This window comes from Streptomyces niveus (genome assembly GCF_001723055.1).
Classification (GTDB): domain Bacteria; phylum Actinomycetota; class Actinomycetes; order Streptomycetales; family Streptomycetaceae; genus Streptomyces; species Streptomyces niveus.
Map to the genome: position 1 here is coordinate 355 of NZ_MDCR01000053.1, position 20,668 is coordinate 21,022.

The following is a 20,668-nucleotide window of genomic DNA, read 5'->3' on the forward strand; positions in this document are numbered from 1 at the left end:
TCAGCGGGGTGTGGTCGGCGCGCGGGTCCGAGGGCGCCGAGTCGTGGCGCGGCGCGCGGTCGGCGTCGGCCGGCGGGAGCGCGAACTGCGCGCGGGCAGGCGCGGTATCGCCGGCGGGAGCCGGTGCGGGCGCGGGCGTGGACCGTTGCTGCGAGGGCGCCAGCGCGCGCCGGGCACGACGCACGGCCGGCTGCTGCGTGGCAGGGGCCGGGAGGGCGTTCTGCCCACCGTGCCGGGCACGCCGTCCCGTACCGGCCGCCACGGCCTCCTGCTGCGCGCCGTGCGGTACGCCCTGCGGCGGCACGGCCTGGCCGAGCGCCGCGCGCCCGTTCGGACGCGCGCCCTCGGCGGCCGTCACGACCGACCCCTCGGAAGCGGCGGGTGGCGCGGGAGCAGCGGGGGCGGGCGGACCGGATACGGCGATCTCGGCGCCCGGTACGGGGACCCCGGACGCGTCCTCCGCCGGGCTCGGCCGGCCGCGCCTGCGGCCCGTACCTCCGCCGGGCGCGCCGCCGCTGCTGTCGCCGAAGTCCTGGGCGGGAATCTCGGGTGCGGGTGCGGGTGCGGGGGCCGCCTCCGTACGGGCCCTGCGGCGCCCCGTCGGCTCGCCGGCGGGCTCCTCGCCCGGAGCCCCGAGGAACGCGTCCGTGGACGCGCGCCGCGCACGCCGTCGCCCACCGCCGCCGCCACCGGTCGACCGGCCGGAACCACCGGTCGACCCCGGCGCCTCCTCCTGCTGAACGGGCGCCTGGCTCTCCTCGGCCGTGGGCGGATGGAACGTCCCCGCCCCACCCCCGAGCGGCACTTCGAGCACGTACGCGCTGCCGCCCATGCCCGGCATCTCGTGCGTCTGCAACACCCCGCCGTGCGCCCGTACGATCCCGCGCACGATCGGCTCGTGCACCGGATCGCCGCCCGCGAACGGCCCGCGTACCTCGATCCGTACGACATCCCCGCGCTGCGCCGCCGCGACCACGATCGTGGAGTCCACGTAACCGCCGTCCGGGACCGCCCGCGTACGCCCGGTGGAGTCGACGCCCGCCACGTCCGCCGTCAGATGCGCGAGCGCCGTCGCGAGCCGTACGGGGTCGACCTCCGCCTCGATCGGCGGCGCGTGCACCGCGAACTGCGCCCGGCCGGGGCCGATCAGCTCGACCGCGCCCTCGACACCGGCCGCGACGACCGCGTCGAGCAGCACGTTGACCTTGGTCAGCCGGTCCAGACCCTCGTCGAGCCGCTGGTAGCCGAGGACGTTGTCCACCAGCGTCGTCATCCGCGCGTAGCCGGCCGACAGGTGGTGCAGCATCTGGTTGGCCTCGGGCCACAGTTGCCCGGCCGGGTCGGCGGCGAGCGTCGACAGCTCGCCCCGCAGCTCCTCCAGCGGCCCGCGCAGCGCGCCACCGAGGACGGCCGCCAGCTGGTGATGGCGGCGGGCCGTGTTGTCGTACCGCTCCGCCAACTCCTCGATCTCGGCCGCGTACCGGTCGCTGCGGTCGGCGAGTTCGGCGGTGTGCCGCTCGACGGCCTCGGCGAGTTCCTTCTCGTGCCGCTCGACCGTCTCCGCCAGCTCGGCCGCGTGCCGCTCGGCCGTCTCGCTGGCCTCGGTCGCGTGGGCCTCGACCAGCTCCTCGTACGGCCGCCGGTCGGTGAACGTCATCACCGCGCCGACCAGTTGCTCCCCGTCCCGTACGGGAGCGGTGGTCAGGTCGACCGGCACCTGCTTGCCGTTCTTCGCCCACAGCACCTGCCCGCGTACCCGGTGCTTGCGGCCCGACTTGAGGGTGTCGGCGAGGGGCGAGTCCTCGTACGGGAACGGCTCGCCGTCCCCGCGCGAGTGCAGGATCAGCGGGTGCAGCTCCTGACCGCCGAGATCGCTGGCCCGGAAGCCGAGGATCTGCGCGGCGGCGGGGTTGACGAGGACGACCCGCCCGTCGGTGTCCGTACCGACCACGCCCTCGGCGGCGGCCCGCAGGATCATCTCGGTCTGCCGCTGCGAACGCGCCAGCTCCGCCTCGGTGTCGACGGTCCCGGACAGGTCGCGTACGACGAGCATCAGCAGCTCGTCGCCGGTGTAGTTGTGCAGGTCGTTGTAGGCCTGGGCCTGCTGCCCGTCCTCCAGGTTGGCGCTGGTGACCTCGACGGGGAACTCGCTGCCGTCGGTACGCCGCGCGACCATACGCGTCGGCTTCGTACGGCCCCGCTCGTCGGAGGCCTCCGGGCGGCGCATCGAACCGGGGATCAGCCGCGGGTCGAACTCCGGCAGGAGATCGAGCAGACCACGCCCGACCAGGGCCGTGCCGGGGGTCTCGAAGGTTTCGAGCGCGATGGTGTTGGCGTTGACGACGGTGCCGTTGCTGTTGACGAGCACCAACCCGTCGGGAAGCGCGTCAAGTATCGCCGCGAGGCGAGCAGCGCCTCGGGATGGCCTGCTGCTCACGACGACGCTTCCTCCCTGACCCACTGCACCTTGCGGACGGCCGGTCTCATCTTGCCCCTCGGAGTCTCAGCCTGTCACTGGAGGGAGTCTAAGGGCTGGGGGCGCGGCGGGGCGGCGGATGAGGGGGAGCTCTCACCAAGGTTGTGTGCGGACCTGGTACGCACCCCTTGTGCGCCCCCTCCCACCTGCCCCGTAGGTCAGCCCCTGGCCGCGGGGAGCACGGGAACGAGGTTCTGCCACCGCGAGATCTCGCACCCGTTCTTACGGCTGAACGTCGCGTCGATGCTGCGCCCCTGCCACGTCCCCGTGACCCGCGCGGTGGCGGGCCCGCCCATCTGCATGGTGCACATCTGCCCCTTGGGCACCGGCGCGAAGGGGTCCTTCGACTCACCGGCCAGCTCGTCCAGCCGCGCACACGCGGACGCGCTCTCGGGGTGCGAACCGCCGGCGGGCCCGCAGCGCAGCTCGTACGTGCCGTCGGCGCGGGTGATGTTGGTGTCGACGACGGTCACGGTGAGCTGGTCCTGCTCCCGCTCCTGGAGCAGCGACGGCAGCGGCAGCGGCGCCAGACCGAGCGGCGAGGCGGCGACGGCGGCGGGCGCGAACGCGCCCCCGGCGACGAGCGAGGCGGCGAAGACGGCGGTGGCGGTGAGAGAGAAACGACGCGACACGGGAACTCCTGACGGCAGACGATTCCAAGGGGCCCGACGGTGCGCGCCCGCCATCCCTAACGCGCGCGGGCCCCAGTCGTTGCGCACCGACGAGGGGCGCGAAGAAGCGCTTTGCCCTGCGGGCTTCCCGCCTAGTACCGTGGGCGGCGATTGGTGACACCGCGCTCGACTGTGTCATCATCTGACACGCACCACCCGCGCCCGCGCGGGTGTGCTGGAGGCGTCGCCTAGTCCGGTCTATGGCGCCGCACTGCTAATGCGGTTTGGGACTTAAATCCCATCGAGGGTTCAAATCCCTCCGCCTCCGCGCACGACCCACCGAAGCCCCGTCCACCAGGCCGGGGCTTCGGCCGTCACCGGCCCCTGTTTCGGGAAGTTTCCGCAGCTCAGACCGGGTCCGGCTAATGGATTTCACGTGACGCCGCAGGTCATGTAATGTTGTTCTCGCAACGCGGACGGGCCCCAAAAGCCCGGCAAGCCAAGCACTCGTAGCTTAACGGATAGAGCATCTGACTACGGATCAGAAGGTTGCAGGTTCGAATCCTGCCGAGTGCACAGCAGCCCAGAGGCCCCGGACGACAAGTCCGGGGCCTCTGGCGTTGGGCTGCACGGCAGCGACGTACGGCAACGGGACCCGCGACCATCCAATGGACCGCCCCGTGACGTTTCTTGATCCGGTTGCGCTCTTGAACAGGGGGCCGGAGACTCCGGCTGCCCTGGGAGGGCTCAAGTGCTTTTCAGACGCGTCGTGCTGGCCGTAGGGATCGTCGTCGCCGCTGGTCTGCCGGCAGCGGGGACCGCCGCGGCGGAGCAGGGGACGGCGGCCGGCCGGATCACCGCCACTGGCTATTCCTCCGGCTCTCCCGCTTTGGTCTCGCTCGACCCCGTGAGCGGCGACGTCATCCGGACCTTCGCGCAGAACGCCGAGGACGGAGTCCTCTCTCCGAAGGGCTCCACCGTGGCGTACATCCAGCGCGACGGCACCTGCATTCCCCAGACCGAAGGCTGTATGTACGCCCGGAACCTGGTGGTCGCCGACGGCGATGGCAGTGACCAGCACGTTCTGGTCCGGGGTATCGCGCCCGAAACCAATGAGGCCCCGTACGCCGGACACCCCGACTGGTCCCCGGACGGCAAGCGGATCGTCTACGACAGCCCGCGCGGTATGGAGTGGATCAAGAGCGACGGCACGGGACAGGAGGTGCTCACGACAACCGGCGGCGCAGGGACCTTCTCGCCCGACGGCCGGAGCATCGCCTTCGTGAGGACCGCCACGTACGAGACCGCCGACGGCTGGGAGAACGGCAGGGACGTCTGGGTCATGGACATCGCCACCCGGCAGGTGCACCAGATCAGCACCACTCGCAATGCACTGTCCACGCCCGTCGATTGGTCCCCCGACGGGCAGCGCATCGTCTACGTCACCGAGAACGGCCTGAACGCCGTCCAGGTGGCGACCGGCGCCGTCACCGAGCTGCAGAGCAACTGGACGACCCCCCTCAGCAGCGTCCAGGGCCCCGTCTTCTCGCCCGATGGCACGCAAATCGCCTTCTCCGCCATGGACGCCTTCGACTACACCCACAGCACCTACGTCGTCGACGCCGCCGACGGAAAGAACCTGCAGGTCCTGACGGACCAGGCTGCCACCCCCACCGACTGGCTGAACAGGTAGCAGCAACACCGGCCGCGGGCACCAGGTGGTGCCCGCGGCCGGCCGTCCCGTGATCGGCGGGCCCAAGGGGTGCACGTTGGGCGCGACGAATTAGCAGTTCGACGGCGTTCACCGTGGATCCCATCCGATCGCGTCGCGGAGGTCGCGGACGGTCCTGAGGAGCTCGGCGGCGACGGCGCAGTACGCGTAGAGAGTTGTGCAAGACGAGCAGTTCCGGGAGTGATCGAGGTAGGCGTTCCACGCCTTCTCTTCTTGGGCTTCGAGTTCCTGGACGAGGGTCATTCGAGCCGCAGGGCGCGCTTTGCGTCCTTGTGGGTCCACGCGATGTTGGCGCCCGTGCCGCAGCTGACGCCTGGTGTCCGGCACGGGACGCACCTCATCTGGTGGGTCTCCAGATCGCGAGCCGATCGTTCCATGATGTCCTCAAGCGCTGCCCGCTCCGCAGGCCCGATCTCTGGAGCATTCACGCGTCCACCCCCGCCAACTCGCGGGCTACGCGCCACTCCTTGGCCAGTTCGTCGCCGCGCTTGCAGAAGACTCCGACCGCCCGGCACCCGCAGACCTCCAAGTGGGCCGTGTACCGGCCGTGGGCCTCGTTCGCCGCATACTTCAGGAAGCCGTCCACGCTCATCTTCACGACGACCGTGATCCGGGCGTCCAACGCACCCTGCGCCATCACCGGCAGACCCTGCTTCTGGAAGCCCTGACGGCGCTCCAGCGCTTTGGCGATCTCCGCTTTCGTTCTTCTGCTGAGCACGGTTTCCGCACGTCCAGTGCGGCTGAGGTTCCGCATGTCGGTTGCTCCCTGGTTGAGCCGTCGGCAGTTCCCGCACTGAATAGAGCGGTACGGGGACGCTTGCTTGACCAGGCTTTCGAGATATCGGCGGCAGAGACAGGGACGCAACGTCCCACTTCCACGACGCTATTCGGTGACTCCCAGAAACTCGGCCAACGGCCGCAGTCCCGGTGGGTGGTTGGGCAGCGACCAGAGGTCGCGCACGATGGCCACCGCAAGGGTGTGGTGGCGTATCCACTCAGGGGCAACACGCTTCAGGGACTCCAGAGTCTTCACCGCGCCGGCGGCGTCTCCGATGTCCGTGCGCGCCCGTGCTACGTCGAGCAGCAACCACGTACGCCACGACGGTGGTGTGTCCTTGCTCAGACGCATGCCCTTGGCCAGGGCGAGGGCGTCTTCGGGGTGCCCGTACTGGACGGCCAAGCGGACGCGCTCGATACGGACCGACGACGGGCTGAAGACGCTGACCATGCGGTTGTCGTCACCTGCGGGGAGCTTGGAGACGCGTGCGGCTTCTTTTTCCGCCATCTCCATCATCGATGCCGCGCGGTCGTAGTCGCGGCTCCGCGCCGCTGAGGTGGCGGCGCTCATGGTGAGGGCGCCCCAGACTTTCAACCCGTCCGCGGTATCGGTGAGGCCGGCCGACTTCATGTCGTCGGCGGCCCGGTTGGCGACGTACAAGGCGTCTTCCAGGCGACCTTGGCGCTGGTACGCCCACGCCGTGGAGTTGACGATCATCGGCAGGAGCAGCGGATCGGACGACTGCCCCGCCGCGTCTATCGCACGCTCCAGGCTCGTCAAGGCGAGGTCGGTTGTACCCATACGAATCGCGACGTGGCCACCGAGCTGGAGCACCTTGCCCAGCGCCGCGAAGCCCGCTCCACGCTCGTCGTCGGTGCCGGAGACCGACGCCGAACGTGCCTCCGAAATCAGGTCGGGAAGCGCCTTCATCACGACATCGAACTCCGCCTCGTGGTACTGCGACCAGCCGTCGGCGATCTGCTCGCGCAGACGCTCCAGGGAGAAGTCCGGGCCGACCGGTGACGGTGGCGGCCCCCACAGCGGGGGCATGATCGCGCGACGTACCGCCACGAGCCGTGGGCTGTTGGCCTCACCGGTCTTGGCGACCGCAGGAGGGTCTCCCAGGAGCGTGGTCAGCTCCACTCCGAGCCCGTTCGCGAGGGCATGCAGCGTGGGGAGGCGGGCCGAGTGTTTCCGCCCCTGCTCGAGCTGACGGATCACGTCCACGGAGACACCGGAACGCTCCGCAAGCTCTTCCTGCGTGAGGTCGGCCAGCCGACGCAGGCGCCGGAGGGTCCTCCCAAGGTTCTGTTCGCTCGCTACCACGCTGCCACGCTACGCCGCGCGGGCGTCCCTCACCCTGAACGTCACATGATGGGCCCGGCGGTGGCGCCAGACCTGTCCGCTGTCACAGCGCGGCGGCGCTTCCAGTACGCGGTCGTCAGTACGGCCAGCAGTGGACCCCACAGGGTCAGCGGCAGGTAGCAGACGTAGAACGAGGCGGTCTCCCAGCCGCCGACCTGGGACGGGGCGGAGTCGGGGAGGTCGTCGCCTCCGATCTTGGTGCCCCTGATCGCGGAGACGACCTGCAGGACGGTGAAGAAGAGGGTGAGGATCGTGGCGCCGACGGCGGCCGGGACGACCGCTGCCTTGATGGGGACCCGGCGCCCGCGCAGGAGCGGAACCCAGAGTGGGAACACCTCGCCCCATCGGGCGATCAGGCCGATCGCCGTGAGCGCGAGGAGTTCGGACACGACCGACAGAGCGACGATGTACGCCCGCTCGCCGAGCCCGATCCCGTCGTCGAAGGCGGCCGGGAGTCGCCAGATGCTGGACGGCAGGACCGTTAACGGCACGGCGTAAGCGACGAGTTGTGTCCGCCGGGACACTCCGGATGTGGGCTCGTGGATCGCCTGCCAGGCGGTGTCCAGGCGTGTCTGCATGCGCGGTCCTCGGCTCGGTGGGCCGCTGTGGCCGGCCCCTGGCCATCGAAGATCGCAGCCGACAGGATGCCGGGCATCGCACAGTGGGCTGAACCGGCTCCCCCTGACGGCGGAGGGAGCGTCGGCATCAGGAAGCAGGGGATCGGCGTTCGAGCAGGGTGACGTCGCGCCAGACGCCTTGGTGTTGGGCGATGCGTTCGCGGGTGCCGATGATGCGGAAGCCCAGGTTCTGGTGGAGTGCGAGGCTGGCGGTGTTTTCCGGGAAGATGCCCGACTGGATCGTCCAGATGCCCGCCGCCTCCGTCGACGTGATCAGGTGGCGCAGGAGCGCCGTGCCGATGCCTTGGGCGCGGGCGGCGGGGTGGACGTACAGCGAGTGTTCGACGACGCCGGCGTAGGCGCGCCGGGGGGAGACCGGTGCCACGGCGACCCAGCCCAGGACCTTGCCCGTCTCGTCGACGGCGACGTAGCGGTGGTCGGGCAGTTTGGCGGTGTCGAACTCCTTCCAGGTGGGGGCGGTCGTTTCGAAGGTGGCGTTGCCTTCGTCGATGCCGAGTTGGTAGATCGCCAGGATCTCCTCGGCGTGGTCCGGGGTCATGGTCACGATGCGCGCGAGCGGGGTCGGGGCGATCTCGTGGACGAGGGTGCGGACGCGGCGTTCGATCTCGTCGCGGATGGGGCGGACCGCGTCGACTCCCTGGCCCGCAGGGTCGGGCAACTGCCAGTCCAGGTAACGCTTTCCGGGGAAGACCGGGCAGGTGTCGCCGCAGCCCATCGTGATCACGACGTCGGACGCGCGCACGGCGTCGACCGTGAGGATCTTGGGCGTCTCGGCCGAGATGTCGATGCCCACCTCGGCCATCGCCGCGACGACCGACGGGTTCACCGCGTCGGCGGGGGTCGAGCCCGCCGAGCGCACCTCTACGCGGTCGCCCGCGAGGTGCGTGAGGAAGGCGGCGGCCATCTGTGAGCGGCCCGCGTTGTGGACGCAGACGAACAGGACGGTGGGCCGGGCGGTGTCAGGCATGGGCGGGGGCTTCCTCGGTGGTGGGCGTGGGTGAGGGGAAGAAGCGGCGGGCGTAGAGGGCGACGTACACGAGGCCGATCAGGGCCGGTACCTCGATCAGTGGGCCGACGACGCCGGCCAGGGCCTGCCCGGAGGTGGCGCCGAACGTGGCGATGGCGACCGCGATGGCCAGTTCGAAGTTGTTGCCCGCGGCGGTGAAGGCGAGGGCGGTGGCCTTCGGGTGGTCGAGGCCGACAGCGCGGCCGATCGCCATGGAGCCGGTCCACATGATCGCGAAGTAGACGAGGAGCGGCAGCGCGATACGGGCGACGTCGAGCGGCCGGGAGGTGATGGCGTCGCCCTGGAGGGCGAAGAGTACGACGACGGTGAACAGCAGTCCGTACAGGGCGAAGGGGCCGATACGCGGGATGAGCCGCGACTCGTACCAGGTCCGGCCCTTGGTCCTCTCACCGATGCGGCGCGTGAGGTATCCGGCGGCGAGCGGGATGCCGAGGAAGATCAGCACGCTTCGGGAGATCTCCCACACGGACACGTCGAGACCCGCCTGCTCAAGGCCGAGCCAGCCGGGCAGGACACTGAGGTAGAACCAGCCGAGCGCCGAGAACGCGATCACCTGGAACACGGAGTTGAGGGCGACCAGTACGGCGGCGGCCTCGCGGTGCCCGCACGCCAGGTCGTTCCAGATGATGACCATGGCGATGCAGCGGGCGAGGCCGACGATGATCAGGCCGGTGCGGTACTCGGGCAGGTCCGGCAGGAACAGCCAGGCCAGCGCGAACATCAGCGCCGGGCCGACGATCCAGTTCAGCAGCAGCGAGGGCAGCAGCAGGCGGCGGTCGCGGGTGACGGTGTCCAGCCGGTCGTACCGCACCTTGGCGAGGACCGGGTACATCATCACGAGCAGGCCGAGCGCGATCGGCAGCGACACCCCGGTCACGGTGATCCCGGCGAGCGCGTCGCCGAGGCCGGGCACGACGCGGCCGAGGCCGATGCCGAGCGCCATCGCGGCGAGGATCCACACGGCGAGGTACCGGTCGAGGAAGGACAGCCGGCCGGCGACGGCCGTTACGGGGACCGCGCTCATGAGGTCGTGTCGGCGGAGGGGCGGGTCAGGACGCCGGCGAGACGGTCGGTCATCTCGGGCAGCAGCCAGTAGTAGACCCACGTCCCGCGCCGCTCGCAGTCGATGAGGCCGGCCTGCCGGAGCAGTTTGAGGTGATGCGAGATCGTCGGCTGCGACAGGTCGAAGGCGGGGGTCAGGTCGCATACGCAGACCTCGCCGCCGGCGCGCGAGGCGATCATCGAGAGCAGGCGCAGACGTACGGGGTCGCCCAGCGCCTTGAACACCTTCGCCAGCTCCCCGGCCTGCTCCTCGTCGAGGGGAGCGGACAGCAGTCCGGGGCAGCAGGCATCGGTCTCGCCGGTCTCGCCGGTGACGTCCGTCGCGTCGGGCTGACCGAGCACCACGAGCTGTTGTTTCGACATCCTTCTATGTTGACGTTCTTCGATCCAAGATGCAACCTTGAATCGAAGAACATCGATACAGTCGATCGGAGCACCGCCATGTCCCGTGCACAACTCGCCCTGCGCGTCAGCGACCTCGAAGCGTCGATCACCTTCTACTCGAAGCTGTTCGGTACGGAACCGGCCAAGCGGCGCGAGGGCTACGCCAACTTCGCCCTCACCGAACCGCCCCTCAAGCTCGTACTGATCGAGGGCGAGGCAGGACAGGAGACCCGCCTCGACCACCTCGGTGTGGAGGTCGAGTCCACCGATCAGGTGCAGGCGGCGACGACCCGGCTCAAGGACGCGGGCCTCGCGACGTTCGAGGAGAACGACACCTCGTGCTGCTACGCGCTCCAGGACAAGGTCTGGGTCCACGGCCCCGGCCGGGAGCCCTGGGAGGTCTACGTCGTCAAGGCCGACGCCGCCACCCTCGGCAGGAGCGCCCAGCCGGTCGACGAAGGTCAGTGACGACGGTCGGTGACGTGATGCGTGCCCGGCGGGCGCCTGGTGTCGAGAACGTCCGTGCGGCTCCGACGTCCCAGGCGGAAGGGATCCGAGACACGGGTCCGGGAAAGGACAGCCATGCGTACGCGTACGCAGCCACTGACCGTCGACGTGTTCCTCTCGGCCGACGGATGGGCCGGTGCGGAGGACTCGCCGGGATTCTTCGGCTACGACGGCCCGGAACTGGCGGAGTGGATCGCCACCGCCTCGGCCCGACCGCAACTGGTCGTCTTCGGACGGCGTACGTACGAGGCGCTGGCCGGGCTGCCCGAGGAGGCGCGGGACGAGTCGTGGCGGCGGATGAGTGAGCTGAACGCGGTCGTGTTCTCAAGGACGTTGGAGACCGCCGCCTGGCCGAACACCCGCGTCCGCCGCGGCGATCTCGTCGCCGAGGTGGGCCGGCTCAAGGCGGAGAGCGAGGTGCCGCTGCGCACCATGGGAAGCCTCTCCGTCGCCCGGCAGCTCCTTGACGCGGGACTCGTCGACCGGCTCCGGCTGATGACGTTTCCGCTGCTCCTGGGGGCGTCGGGCCGTGAACCGTTCTTCGCGGGCTCGGCGGCGGCCGAACTGGAGCTGGTCGGCAGCCAGGTCTTGGACGGGCGCGTGCTGTTGATCGAGTACCGGCCGACCGGGCGGGACATTCCCCGCGCCTGAGTGGGGTGATCGTTCTGTCCCAAGTGGTCTGTAGAGTGCGCCGCCACGCGCCGTCACGTTGGCGAACGCGCTCGAACCAAGGGAGACGCCACGGTGTGGGACGACCTCGTTGCCCGGTACGCGTGGGCCGACGCGAACACGCTGGAGGCGTGCACCGTCTCCGTGGTCGCCGGGAAGTCCGAGGACGACGTGATCCGGGCGTTCGGCGGCGACCCCGGGCAGTCGCGGCTCATGACCTTCGCCGAAGCCGCCGACGAACAGGCCGACCATCTGTACGAGGAGTACGAGCTGTTGCGGGTGGTCACCAGCAAGGAACACGTCGTCGCCATCGAGTGGGGGTACCACGGCAGCCTGCCGGAGATCGCCCGCCGGGCGTCGGCGGACGGCGGTGAGTTCTTCAGCGTCCACTGGGACGTCAACGCGCGCTACCAAGTCATGCGCGCGCTGGACGGGCGGGTCGACGGTGCGTTCGACCCCGCCGAGGTGGAGGACGCGCCGTGGGCGGATCCCGAGTACCAGGTGCCGAGTTGGGCGGAAGGTGTCGCCTTCAGCCACGACACCCTCTGTGCCGAATCCTTCGCGCTCCTGGAACGCACGATGGGCGTCGCCGTCGATCCGGCCTGGATCGACACCCCGCTCCGCACGGTGCTTCTCGCCGCGCCCGGCGAACTCTTCGGCGGCGATCCGGAGAGTTCGTGGCTTCGATGACCGCGAGGGTGCGGATGACCGCGAGGGCGTGGGTGTAGGAGTTTAAGCGTTTGTCGGGGCGGGCCCAGGGGGCGATCATCGCGGGATGAGTGACGTTGCTGACGTACAGGCACTGGTCGTTGTCGATGTGCAGAGCGCCTTCTTCACCGGGGAGGGCGCCGTGCCCGCCGCCCGGCCGGTGCGCGAAGCCATCGAGGGGATGTTGCGGCGGGCGCGCGAGCGGGGGGTGCTCGTCGTGCATCTGCAGAACGACGGGCCCGAGGGGGCCGACGACGAGGCCGGGACCCCGGGATGGGAACTCGCGCTGCCCGTCGTCGCGGGCGACCGCGAGGTCGTCGTACGCAAGAAGCGGGACGACGGGTTCGAAGGGACGCCGCTCGGCGGGGTGTTGGTGGCCGCCGGGGTGAAGGGCATCGCCGTGTGCGGGGTGATGTCCGAGATGTGCGTGTCGGCCACCGCGCGGACCGCCCTCGCGCGCGGGTACCGCGTCGTACTGCCGCACGACGCCCACGCGACGTACGACGCCCCCGCCGTCGACGGCATCAGCGACGGCGTCCCGGCCGCGACGGTGTCGCGCGTCGCCGAGTGGGCGCTCGGCGACGAGGTCGAGGTCGTCGCGCGGGCGGCCGACGTCTCCTTCAGCGAGACCGGCTGACCGCTCGGGCCGGCGGGGGGACCACCACGACCTGGGTCGAGTCCTCGTACACGACCCGCCCCGGCACCACCGCCGAGCGGAGCCGTACGCACGCGACGTCGTGCGCCGCCAGCAGGTCCAGATAGCCGGGCACCCGCGCGAGCAGTTCGTCCGCCGTCGACTTGAACCAGGCCACCGCGCCCGGGTTCACGGCGTGGTCGTAGACGCTCGGGTCGACCTTCGTGGGGTCCGGGTACGCCGCGTCGTACCAGTCGTTGTTCGTACGCCAGAAGCGCCACTGCTCCGGCGTCAGTCTGCCGTCCCGCGCCAGCCCGTTGGCCAGCGCGAAGATGCCCGGGAAGTGGCCGTGTGGGCTCCGGGTCGGGGACTGGAAGCGGACATAGTGGAGGGTGGGGGGCTGCGGCATCCGGTAGTTCTAGCAGGTTGGGGAGCGCGTATGGGGTGGTGGTGCGACGGCGTGCGGTGGGCTCCCGGCGGTGGTGAGCTGGTGTGGCGGGACGGTACCGGGCGGGAGCGGCGCAGCGCGCTGCGGTACGGGCGGGAGCTGGGGTTCCGCGCCGACGGCGAGCGGCGGTGCGGCGGGGTGCGGGGGCAGCGGTGTCCGGTCGGTGCCGTCGTCGGCGGGCGGAGCACCGGCGGGCAGTGCCCCGACTGCGCGCGGCTCGACCGGTCGCGGTCGGTGGCCGCCGACACCGTCGCGGACGACCCGCAGCCGTACACCGTCTATCTGGCCTGGTTCGGACCCGGCATGGTCAAGGTCGGGATCACCGCCGAGGCGCGCGGGTCGGCGCGGCTGCTCGAACAGGGGGCCGTGGTCTTCACCAGGCTCGGGCGCGGGCCGCTGATGGCGGCACGGCGGACCGAGGAGTTGCTGCGTACGGCGCTGGGTGTGCCGGACCGGGTGCCGTACGCCGCGAAGCGCGCCGTACGCGCCGCCCTGCCCGTCGACGAGGGCGAACGGGCGGCGGAGGTACGGGAGTTGTACGGGCGGGCCGTCGCACTCGCCGGGTGGCCCGAGTCGTTGGAGCGCGCGGAACTCGAACCCGTCGACCACGTCGGCGTGTTCGGGCTGGCCGGCACCCCGCCCGTGACCGGCGCGATCGCCGAACTGGCGGACGGCGGGCACGTCGCCGGACGGCTCGTGGCCGCCGCCGGGCCCGATCTGCACCTGGAGTGCGGGGGCGGCGCCGTGCTCGTCCTCGACACCCGGCTCGTACGGGGATGGGAACTCACCGGGGCGGGGGAGGGCCACGGGGCCGGTGTGACCGTGCCCGTACGCGACGTGGGGGGCGTGAGCGGCTCCGTACAGGACGGGCTCTTCTGAGACCGGCCGCCCCCGGCGCACGCTGGACAGCACGCCCCCGTGGAACGGAGGGTAGAGGGATGGATGATCGAGCAGCCGCGGAGATCCAGGCCGTGAGGGAGTTCCGGGACCGGCTCTCGCTGCCCGGCCTCGTCGACATACACACGCACTTCATGCCCGACCGCGTCCTGCGGAAGGTGTGGGCGTACTTCGACAGCGCCGGACCCCTCACCGGCATGGAGTGGCCCATCACCTACCGGCACGAGGAGGACCAACGCGTCGCGCTCCTACGGGCGTTCGGCGTGCGCGCGTACACCTCGATGCTCTACCCCCACAAGCCCGGCATGGCCGACTGGCTCAACGGCTGGGCCGCCGGCTTCGCCGCGCGCGTGCCCGACTGCCTGCAGACCGCGACCCTCTTCCCCGAGGAGGGCGTGGAGACGTACGTGCGCGAGGCCGTCGACTCCGGCGCGCGGATCTTCAAGTCCCATCTCCAGGTGGGGGGTTACGACCCCAACGACGAACGCCTCGACCGGGTCTGGGGGCTGCTCGCCGACGCCGGGGTGCCGGTCGTCATGCACTGCGGATCGGGCCCGCAGCCGGGCAAGTTCACCGGGCCCGAGCCCGTCGGGCGGCTGCTCGCGCGCCATCCGCGGCTGCGGCTCGTCGTCGCGCACATGGGGATGCCCGAGTACACGGACTTCCTGGACCTGGCCGACCGGTACGACGGGGTCCTGCTCGACACGACGATGGCTTTCACCGACTTCAGCGAGCGCTTCGCGCCCTTCCCGGCCGGGGCGGAGACGAAGGCCCGGCTCGCGGACCTGGGGGACCGGATCCTGCTCGGGTCGGACTTCCCCAACATTCCGTATCCCTACCTGCACCAGCTGGAGGTCCTCGAAGGGCTCGGTCTGGGCGACGCCTGGACGCGCGCGGTCTGTTACGGGAACGGGGTCCGCATCTTCGGGCTGGCCGAGAAAGGGGTGAGGCCGTGACACGTACGACGTTCTCGACCTAGCCGCCCGGAAGCCCCGGAATCTCCGGAGCACGGGCGGCGGGTTCCGAGAGGAACGAGATGTCCCGTACGGACAAGACCAAGCCGCCGTGGGTCCGCCACGCGGAGCACCACCCCGTGCCCGTTCACGATCACCGCCACGGCCCCTGCGACCTGCCGACCGGCCCGGTACGGGACGAAACGGATACCCGCTGCCGCTGGGCACTGACCCTCGGCGCGCTGATCGGCCGGCCCTGCTGCGCCGGATGCAAGGTGCGCTCCCACATCAAGGAGCGCCAGGAGTGGGCGAGGACCGGCAACCGCAAGGAGCGCTACGCGGGCCGGCGCGAGGCTCGCCGTTCTCAGGGAATTCACAGGAAGCGGCAAGACCCCTCTCACCCGGACTCCGCAGGGTGGGCAGCATGACCGTCACCTCGCCCAGGGGGCGCACCGAGATGATCAAGCCGGACGGCAGCCCCGTCCGGGTCCTTGTCGTGGACGACGAAGCCTCGCTCGCCGAGCTGATGTCCATGACCCTGCGCTACGAGGGGTGGGACGTCCGCAGCGCCGGTGACGGCGCGGGCGCCGTGCGCTCGGCGCGGGAGTTCCGGCCCGACGCGGTGGTGCTGGACGTGATGCTGCCCGACATGGACGGCATCGCCGTACTCGGGCGGCTGCGCCAGGAGCTGCCGCAGGTGCCCGTCCTGTTCCTCACGGCGAAGGACGCGGTGGAGGACCGGATCGCCGGGCTCACCGCGGGCGGCGACGACTACGTCACCAAGCCCTTCAGCCTGGAGGAGGTCGTGGCGCGGCTCCGCGGGCTCATACGGCGTTCCGGCACCGCCTCCGTGCGCAGCGAATCGGTGCTGGTCGTCGGTGATCTCACGCTCGACGAGGACAGCCACGAGGTCAGCCGGGCGGGGCGGTCGATCCACCTCACGGCGACGGAGTTCGAGCTGCTGCGCTTTCTGATGCGCAACCCGCGGCGGGTGCTGAGCAAGGCCCAGATCCTGGACCGGGTGTGGTCGTACGACTTCGGCGGCCAGGCGAATGTTGTGGAGCTGTACATCTCCTACCTGCGACGGAAGATCGACGTCGGCCACACGCCGATGATCCACACGCGGCGCGGGGCGGGGTATCTGATCAAGCCGGGAGAGTGAGCATGGCGATGGCGGAGGTCTGGAATCGAGTACGGCGCCGGCGGTCCCGTAAGGCTCCCCGTACGACTCCCAGTGCGGCGCCCCGTACCGCGTCGTCGAAGCGCTGGTCGCTGCGCACCCGCCTCGTCGTGTCCGCCGTCTCGCTCATCGCGGTCGTCGCCTCGGTGATCGGCGCGGTGACGACCATCGCCTTCCGCTCGTACCAGTACGACCAGCTCGACGCCCAGGTCCACGCCATCGCCCAGCGGGCCGCCGGCCCGCACAGCCGCGACGAACCGCCGCCGGACGGACTCCCCCTGCCCCGGCCGTCGAAGGGGAAGGAGCCGCTCAGGACCATCACCGGCGGCGGCGCCCCGATCGGCACGGTCGGCGTCGAACTGACCGGGACCGGGCCGAGCGACGTCGGCCAGGGCATGATCAGCGCCCAGAGCAGCGGCGACGACCAGACCGGCCAGCAGGTCACCGGGCACGCGCTCAGCGACTCCGAGACGGCCGCGCTCGCCACGGTCCCGCGCGACGGCGACTCGCACACGGTGACCCTCGCCGACCTGGGGGACTACCGCGTCGAGTACGTCGACGGCGTCAACGGCTCGTTCCTCGTCGGCGTCCCGCTCAGCGACGTCCAGAACACCCTCACGACCCTGATCGTCGTCGAGATCTGCGTCACCGTCGCGGGCCTCGTCGCCGCCGGGATCGCGGGCGGTGTCCTGGTCGGGGTGGCGCTGAGGCCCCTGCGGCGCGTCGCCACCACCGCCACCCTCGTCTCCGAACTCCCCCTGCACAGCGGCGAGGTGGCCCCGTTGACCCGGCTGCCGGACACCGAGGCCGATCCGCGCACCGAGGTCGGACAGGTCGGCGCCGCGCTCAACCGGATGCTGGGGCACGTCGGTTCGGCGCTCGCCGCGCGGCAGGAGAGCGAGACGCGCGTACGGCGCTTCGTCGCCGACGCCAGCCATGAGCTGCGGACACCGCTCGCCTCCATCCGTGGTTACGCCGAACTCACCCGGCGCGGCCGGGAGGAGATCGGGCCCGACACCCGGCACGCGCTCGGCCGGATCGAGGCCGAGGCGCAGCGGATGAGCGGGCTGGTCGACGATCTGCTGCTGCTGGCCCGGCTGGACGCCGGACGGCCGCTCGCGTACGAGACGGTCGACATCGCCCCGCTCGTCGTGGACGCGCTGAGCGACGCGCGGGCCGCCGGGCAGGACCATCACTGGCGGCTGGAGCTGCCGGCGGAGCCCGGACAGGTGCGCGGCGACGCCGCCCGGCTCCAGCAGGTGCTCGTGAACCTGCTGGCCAACGCCCGTACGCACACCCCGCCGGGGACGACCGTCACGGCGACCGTACGTACGACAGCCGCCTCCGACCCGTACGTCCTCGTGGACGTGGCGGACGACGGGCCCGGCATCCCGCCCGACCTCCTCCCGCGCGTCTTCGAGCGCTTCGCGCGTGGCGACGCGTCCCGCACCCGATCCCCGTCCCGAACCAGCGCCCCGAACGCCGACTCCACCGGTCTCGGTCTCGCCATCGTGCAGGCCGTCGTCAGCGCGCACGGCGGGGACGTCCACGTACGCAGCGAGCCCGGCCGCCGCACCGTCTTCACGGTGCGCCTACCGGCTGTCCTCGACGGCGTCAACGCCCGTGACACGACCGACGTGAACTCACAGGCGCACCACAGGCTCAGCACACTGCGGTGACAGCCTGACCGCCGAGTGTCGGTCGCATGAGAACAGACACCGACACTCCGTGGGGCAGCCTCCCGGCCAGGGAACATCTCCCGGTCGAAGCGCTCGACGCGGGGGCCCCCACCGGCGTCCCCGTGCTCGACGTGGTGATCCCCGTCCACAACGAGGAGCGAGACCTGGAGTCGTGCGTACGCCGGCTCCACGACCACCTCGCCCGTACCTTCCCGTACCGCTTCCGTATCACCGTCGCCGACAACGCCAGCACCGACCGCACGCCCGCCGTGGCGGCCAGGCTCGCCGCGTCGATGACCGAGGTCACGGCGTACCGGCTGGAGGAGAAGGGGCGGGGGCGGGCGCTGCGTACCGTGTGGTCGCACTCCGGCTCCCCCGTCCTCGCGTACATGGACGTCGACCTGTCCACCGACCTCAACGCGCTCCTGCCGCTCGTGGCGCCGCTGATCTCGGGCCACTCGGACCTGGCGATCGGCTCGCGGCTCGCGCGCTCGTCGCGCGTCGTGCGCGGCCCCAAGCGGGAGTTCATCTCGCGTGCGTACAACCTGATCCTCAAGTCCTCGCTCTCCGCGCGCTTCAGCGACGCGCAGTGCGGCTTCAAGGCGATACGGCGCGACGTGGCCGAGCGGCTGCTGCCGATGGTCGAGGACACCGGGTGGTTCTTCGACACCGAGATGCTGGTGCTCGCCGAACGGGCCGGGCTGCGGATCCACGAGGTGCCGGTCGACTGGGTCGACGACCCGGACAGCCGGGTGCACATCGTGAGTACGGCCGTCGACGACCTCAAGGGCGTCTGGCGGGTGGGCCGCGCGCTCGCGGTCGGCGCGCTGCCGCTCGACCGGCTCGCCCGGCCGTTCGGCGACGACCCCCGGGACCGCGCGATCAGCGGCGTACCCGGCGGACTCGCGCGCCAGCTGGTCGGCTTCTGCGTCGTCGGCGCGCTGTCGACGCTCTTCTATCTGCTGCTCTACTCCCTCTTTCGTACGGCCTCCGGGCCTCAAGCGGCAAACGCTGCCGCGCTGTTGGTCTCGGCGGTCGCGAACACCGCGGCCAATCGCCGGCTGACGTTCGGCGTACGGGGCCGGGAGCGGGCCGTGCGCCACCAGGCGCAGGGTCTCGTCGTGTTCGGTATCGGTCTTGCACTGACCAGCGGCTCGCTGGCCGCGCTCGACGCGGCGTCCGGGAATCCCGCCCACGGCACGGAGCTGGCCGTGCTGATCGCCGCCAACCTCGCGGCGACGGTGCTGCGTTTCCTGCTCTTCCGTGCGTGGGTCTTCCCCGACCGGCGCGGCAACGACGACAAGCCCCACGACGACAAGCCCCACGACCACGAGCCCGACGCCCACGAGGCCCGCACCCAGGAACGGAGCGCCCGATGACCCACGCCCTGCACCCCGGCGCACGGAGCGCGGGAAGCGCCCGCCCCGCCGTGCCCCTGCTCGCCCGTCTCCGCCGCGGCAGGCCCGAGGACGCGCCGTGGGTACGCCCCGCCTTCCTCGCCCTCCTCCTCGCGGCACTGGTCCTCAACCTCTGGAGTCTCGGCGACTCCGGCTACGCCAACTCCTTCTACTCCGCCGCCGTCCAGGCGGGCGGCGAGAGCTGGAAGGCCTTCTTCTTCGGTTCGTCCGACGCGGCGAACTCCATCACCGTCGACAAACCCCCGGTCGCGCTGTGGCCGATGGCCCTGTCGGTGCGGCTCTTCGGCCTCGGCTCGTGGCAGATCCTGGTGCCCGAGGCGCTGATGGGCGTCGGCACCGTCGCGGTGCTGTACGCGGCCGTGCGCCGCCGCTTCAGTGCCCCCGCCGGACTGATAGCCGCTGCGGCGCTCGCGCTCACGCCGGTCGCCGCGCTGATGTTCCGCTTCAACAACCCCGACGCGCTCCTCGCGTTGCTGATGACGGTCACCGTCTACTGCGTGCTGCGCGCGCTGGAAGGCGCCCGGACGCGCTGGCTGTTGTGGGCGGGTGTCGCGATGGGATTCGCGTTCCTGACGAAGACGCTCCAGGCGTTCGTGATCCTGCCGTCGCTCGTGCTCGTGTACGCGGTGTGCGCGCCCGCGTCGGTACGGCGCAGGATCGGCCAACTAGCCGCTGCGGGACTGGCGTTGGTGGTCAGCGGCGGCTGGTGGGTCGCGATCGTCGAGCTGTGGCCGGCCGCGTCCCGCCCGTACATCGGCGGCTCGCAGAACAACTCCTTCCTCGAACTCACCTTTGGCTACAACGGACTTGGCCGGATCAACGGCGAAGAGGTCGGCAGTGTCGGCGGCGGGGGCGGCGGAGGCGGACGGCGCGGTGGTGAGACCGGACTCGGCCGGATGTTCAGCGACGGCGTCGGCGGTCAGATCTCCTGGCTGCTGCCCGCCGCCCTGTTCCTGCTCGTCGTCGGACTGGTGCTGACCCGGCGGGCCAAACGCACGGACACCGCGCGCGCCGCGTTCCTGCTCTGGGGCGGTGCGCTGCTGATGACGGCTGGCGTCTTCAGCTTCATGGCGGGGATCTTCCACGAGTACTACACGGTGGCGCTCGCGCCGTACATCGCCGCTCTGGTCGGCATGGGCGCGACGCTGCTGTGGGAGGAGCGCGCGAAGCGTCTCGCGTCGGCCGCGCTCGGTGCGACGGTGGCCGGGACGGCGGTGTGGGCGTTCGTGCTGCTCGGCCGTACGCCGGACTATGTGCCGTGGCTGCGCTGGGCCGTACTGGTCGGCGGGCTGATCGCGGCCGTGGCGCTGGCGGTCGTGGGCCGGCTCGGCCGGGACGGGCGGCTGCGCACGCTCACTCCCCGGCTGGCGACGGGTGCCGTCGTGCTGGCGCTCGCCGCGTCGCTGGCGGCCCCGCTCGCGTACACGCTGTCGACGGTCAACACCCCGCACTCGGGGTCGATCGTCACGGCGGGCCCGGCGGCGGCGCGCGGCGGGTTCGGC

The 20,668-nt window shown here is 71.2% G+C and carries 20 protein-coding genes, 2 tRNA genes and 1 pseudogene; 13 read left to right on the top strand and 10 right to left on the bottom strand.

What is annotated here, in order from left to right; all coding sequences use genetic code 11:
• On the bottom strand, nt 1-2,437 hold a 2,437-nt coding region (locus BHU15_RS07610), incomplete at its 3' end, for a PAS domain-containing protein (RefSeq protein WP_141726785.1).
• A gap of 197 nt (nt 2,438-2,634) precedes the next feature.
• Nucleotides 2,635-3,108 carry an SSI family serine proteinase inhibitor gene (locus BHU15_RS07615; protein WP_069626471.1) on the bottom strand — a complete coding sequence of 158 codons (474 nt, stop codon included), beginning with the start codon at nt 3,106-3,108 and terminating at the stop codon, nt 2,635-2,637.
• Nucleotides 3,109-3,324: 216 nt separating this feature from the next.
• Here BHU15_RS07615 and BHU15_RS07620 point away from each other — a divergent pair.
• The 3 genes from BHU15_RS07620 (at nt 3,325) to BHU15_RS07630 (ending at nt 4,780) form a co-directional block, all read left to right on the top strand.
• Nucleotides 3,325-3,415 (top strand) — tRNA-Ser (locus BHU15_RS07620).
• Between the two features lie 175 nt (nt 3,416-3,590).
• Nucleotides 3,591-3,663 (top strand) — tRNA-Arg (locus BHU15_RS07625).
• A 175-nt stretch (nt 3,664-3,838) separates the two neighbouring features.
• Nucleotides 3,839-4,780 (top strand): DPP IV N-terminal domain-containing protein, encoded by a 942-nt coding sequence (locus BHU15_RS07630; protein WP_141726784.1) that lies wholly within the window; start codon nt 3,839-3,841, stop codon nt 4,778-4,780.
• 463 nt (nt 4,781-5,243) lie between these two features.
• On the opposite strand, the gene BHU15_RS07635 is transcribed toward BHU15_RS07630, so the two are convergent.
• The 7 genes and pseudogenes from BHU15_RS07635 to BHU15_RS07665 all read right to left on the bottom strand — a co-directional run bounded on the left by BHU15_RS07635 (nt 5,244) and on the right by BHU15_RS07665 (nt 10,052).
• On the bottom strand, nt 5,244-5,537 hold the full coding sequence (locus tag BHU15_RS07635) for a hypothetical protein (protein ID WP_069626473.1): 294 nt from the start codon (nt 5,535-5,537) through the stop codon (nt 5,244-5,246).
• Nucleotides 5,538-5,702: 165 nt separating this feature from the next.
• Nucleotides 5,703-6,923, bottom strand: coding sequence for a helix-turn-helix domain-containing protein (locus BHU15_RS07640; RefSeq protein ID WP_069626474.1), 1,221 nt, complete (start codon nt 6,921-6,923; stop codon nt 5,703-5,705).
• A 41-nt stretch (nt 6,924-6,964) separates the two neighbouring features.
• Nucleotides 6,965-7,540, bottom strand: coding sequence for a hypothetical protein (locus BHU15_RS07645; RefSeq protein WP_069626475.1), 576 nt, complete (start codon nt 7,538-7,540; stop codon nt 6,965-6,967).
• 127 nt (nt 7,541-7,667) lie between these two features.
• Complete coding sequence (locus BHU15_RS40020) at nt 7,668-8,138, bottom strand: GNAT family N-acetyltransferase (protein ID WP_069626486.1); 471 nt, start codon at nt 8,136-8,138, stop codon at nt 7,668-7,670.
• Between the two features lie 24 nt (nt 8,139-8,162).
• A pseudogene (locus BHU15_RS40025) lies at nt 8,163-8,567 on the bottom strand (arsenate reductase ArsC); the annotation flags it as partial.
• Nucleotides 8,560-9,651 carry an ACR3 family arsenite efflux transporter gene (arsB, locus tag BHU15_RS07660; RefSeq protein WP_069626476.1) on the bottom strand — a complete coding sequence of 364 codons (1,092 nt, stop codon included), beginning with the start codon at nt 9,649-9,651 and terminating at the stop codon, nt 8,560-8,562. The gene arsB and the pseudogene BHU15_RS40025, both read right to left, overlap by 8 nt.
• A complete protein-coding gene (locus BHU15_RS07665; RefSeq protein WP_069626477.1) occupies nt 9,648-10,052 on the bottom strand; it encodes an ArsR/SmtB family transcription factor in 405 nt (134 codons plus the stop codon). Before BHU15_RS07665 ends, arsB begins: the two co-directional genes overlap by 4 nt.
• 78 nt (nt 10,053-10,130) lie before the next feature.
• On the opposite strand from BHU15_RS07665, the gene BHU15_RS07670 reads away from it, so the two are divergent.
• From BHU15_RS07670 to BHU15_RS07685, 4 genes are all read left to right on the top strand, one after another.
• On the top strand, nt 10,131-10,541 hold the full coding sequence (locus tag BHU15_RS07670; RefSeq protein WP_069626478.1) for an ArsI/CadI family heavy metal resistance metalloenzyme: 411 nt from the start codon (nt 10,131-10,133) through the stop codon (nt 10,539-10,541).
• Between the two features lie 114 nt (nt 10,542-10,655).
• Nucleotides 10,656-11,231: a dihydrofolate reductase family protein gene (locus BHU15_RS07675; RefSeq protein WP_069626479.1), complete on the top strand. Its 576-nt coding sequence runs from the start codon at nt 10,656-10,658 to the stop codon at nt 11,229-11,231.
• 93 nt (nt 11,232-11,324) lie between these two features.
• Entirely contained in the window at nt 11,325-11,939 is a 615-nt protein-coding gene (locus tag BHU15_RS07680; protein ID WP_069626480.1) for a DUF6461 domain-containing protein, read from the top strand.
• 85 nt (nt 11,940-12,024) lie between these two features.
• Nucleotides 12,025-12,594 carry an isochorismatase family protein gene (locus BHU15_RS07685; RefSeq protein WP_069626481.1) on the top strand — a complete coding sequence of 190 codons (570 nt, stop codon included), beginning with the start codon at nt 12,025-12,027 and terminating at the stop codon, nt 12,592-12,594.
• Here the strand turns inward: BHU15_RS07685 and BHU15_RS07690 are convergent.
• Nucleotides 12,578-13,000: a hypothetical protein gene (locus BHU15_RS07690; protein WP_069626482.1), complete on the bottom strand. Its 423-nt coding sequence runs from the start codon at nt 12,998-13,000 to the stop codon at nt 12,578-12,580. The two genes, BHU15_RS07685 and BHU15_RS07690, sit on opposite strands and share 17 nt — an antisense overlap.
• 30 nt (nt 13,001-13,030) lie before the next feature.
• On the opposite strand from BHU15_RS07690, the gene BHU15_RS07695 reads away from it, so the two are divergent.
• The 6 genes from BHU15_RS07695 to BHU15_RS07720 form a co-directional block, all read left to right on the top strand.
• Nucleotides 13,031-13,918, top strand: coding sequence for a DUF2797 domain-containing protein (locus BHU15_RS07695; RefSeq protein ID WP_069626483.1), 888 nt, complete (start codon nt 13,031-13,033; stop codon nt 13,916-13,918).
• A 59-nt stretch (nt 13,919-13,977) separates the two neighbouring features.
• Nucleotides 13,978-14,892, top strand: coding sequence for an amidohydrolase family protein (locus tag BHU15_RS07700; protein WP_069626484.1), 915 nt, complete (start codon nt 13,978-13,980; stop codon nt 14,890-14,892).
• Nucleotides 14,893-15,313: 421 nt separating this feature from the next.
• The gene (locus BHU15_RS07705) at nt 15,314-16,051 is read left to right on the top strand and encodes a response regulator transcription factor (protein ID WP_023540403.1); all 738 of its coding nucleotides are present in this window, start codon (nt 15,314-15,316) and stop codon (nt 16,049-16,051) included.
• A 2-nt stretch (nt 16,052-16,053) separates the two neighbouring features.
• Complete coding sequence (locus BHU15_RS07710) at nt 16,054-17,748, top strand: sensor histidine kinase (RefSeq protein ID WP_247748416.1); 1,695 nt, start codon at nt 16,054-16,056, stop codon at nt 17,746-17,748.
• Between the two features lie 26 nt (nt 17,749-17,774).
• Nucleotides 17,775-19,127 (top strand): bifunctional glycosyltransferase family 2/GtrA family protein, encoded by a 1,353-nt coding sequence (locus BHU15_RS07715; RefSeq protein ID WP_079127981.1) that lies wholly within the window; start codon nt 17,775-17,777, stop codon nt 19,125-19,127.
• On the top strand, nt 19,124-20,668 hold a 1,545-nt coding region (locus tag BHU15_RS07720; RefSeq protein ID WP_069626485.1), incomplete at its 3' end, for an ArnT family glycosyltransferase. The genes BHU15_RS07715 and BHU15_RS07720, both read left to right, overlap by 4 nt.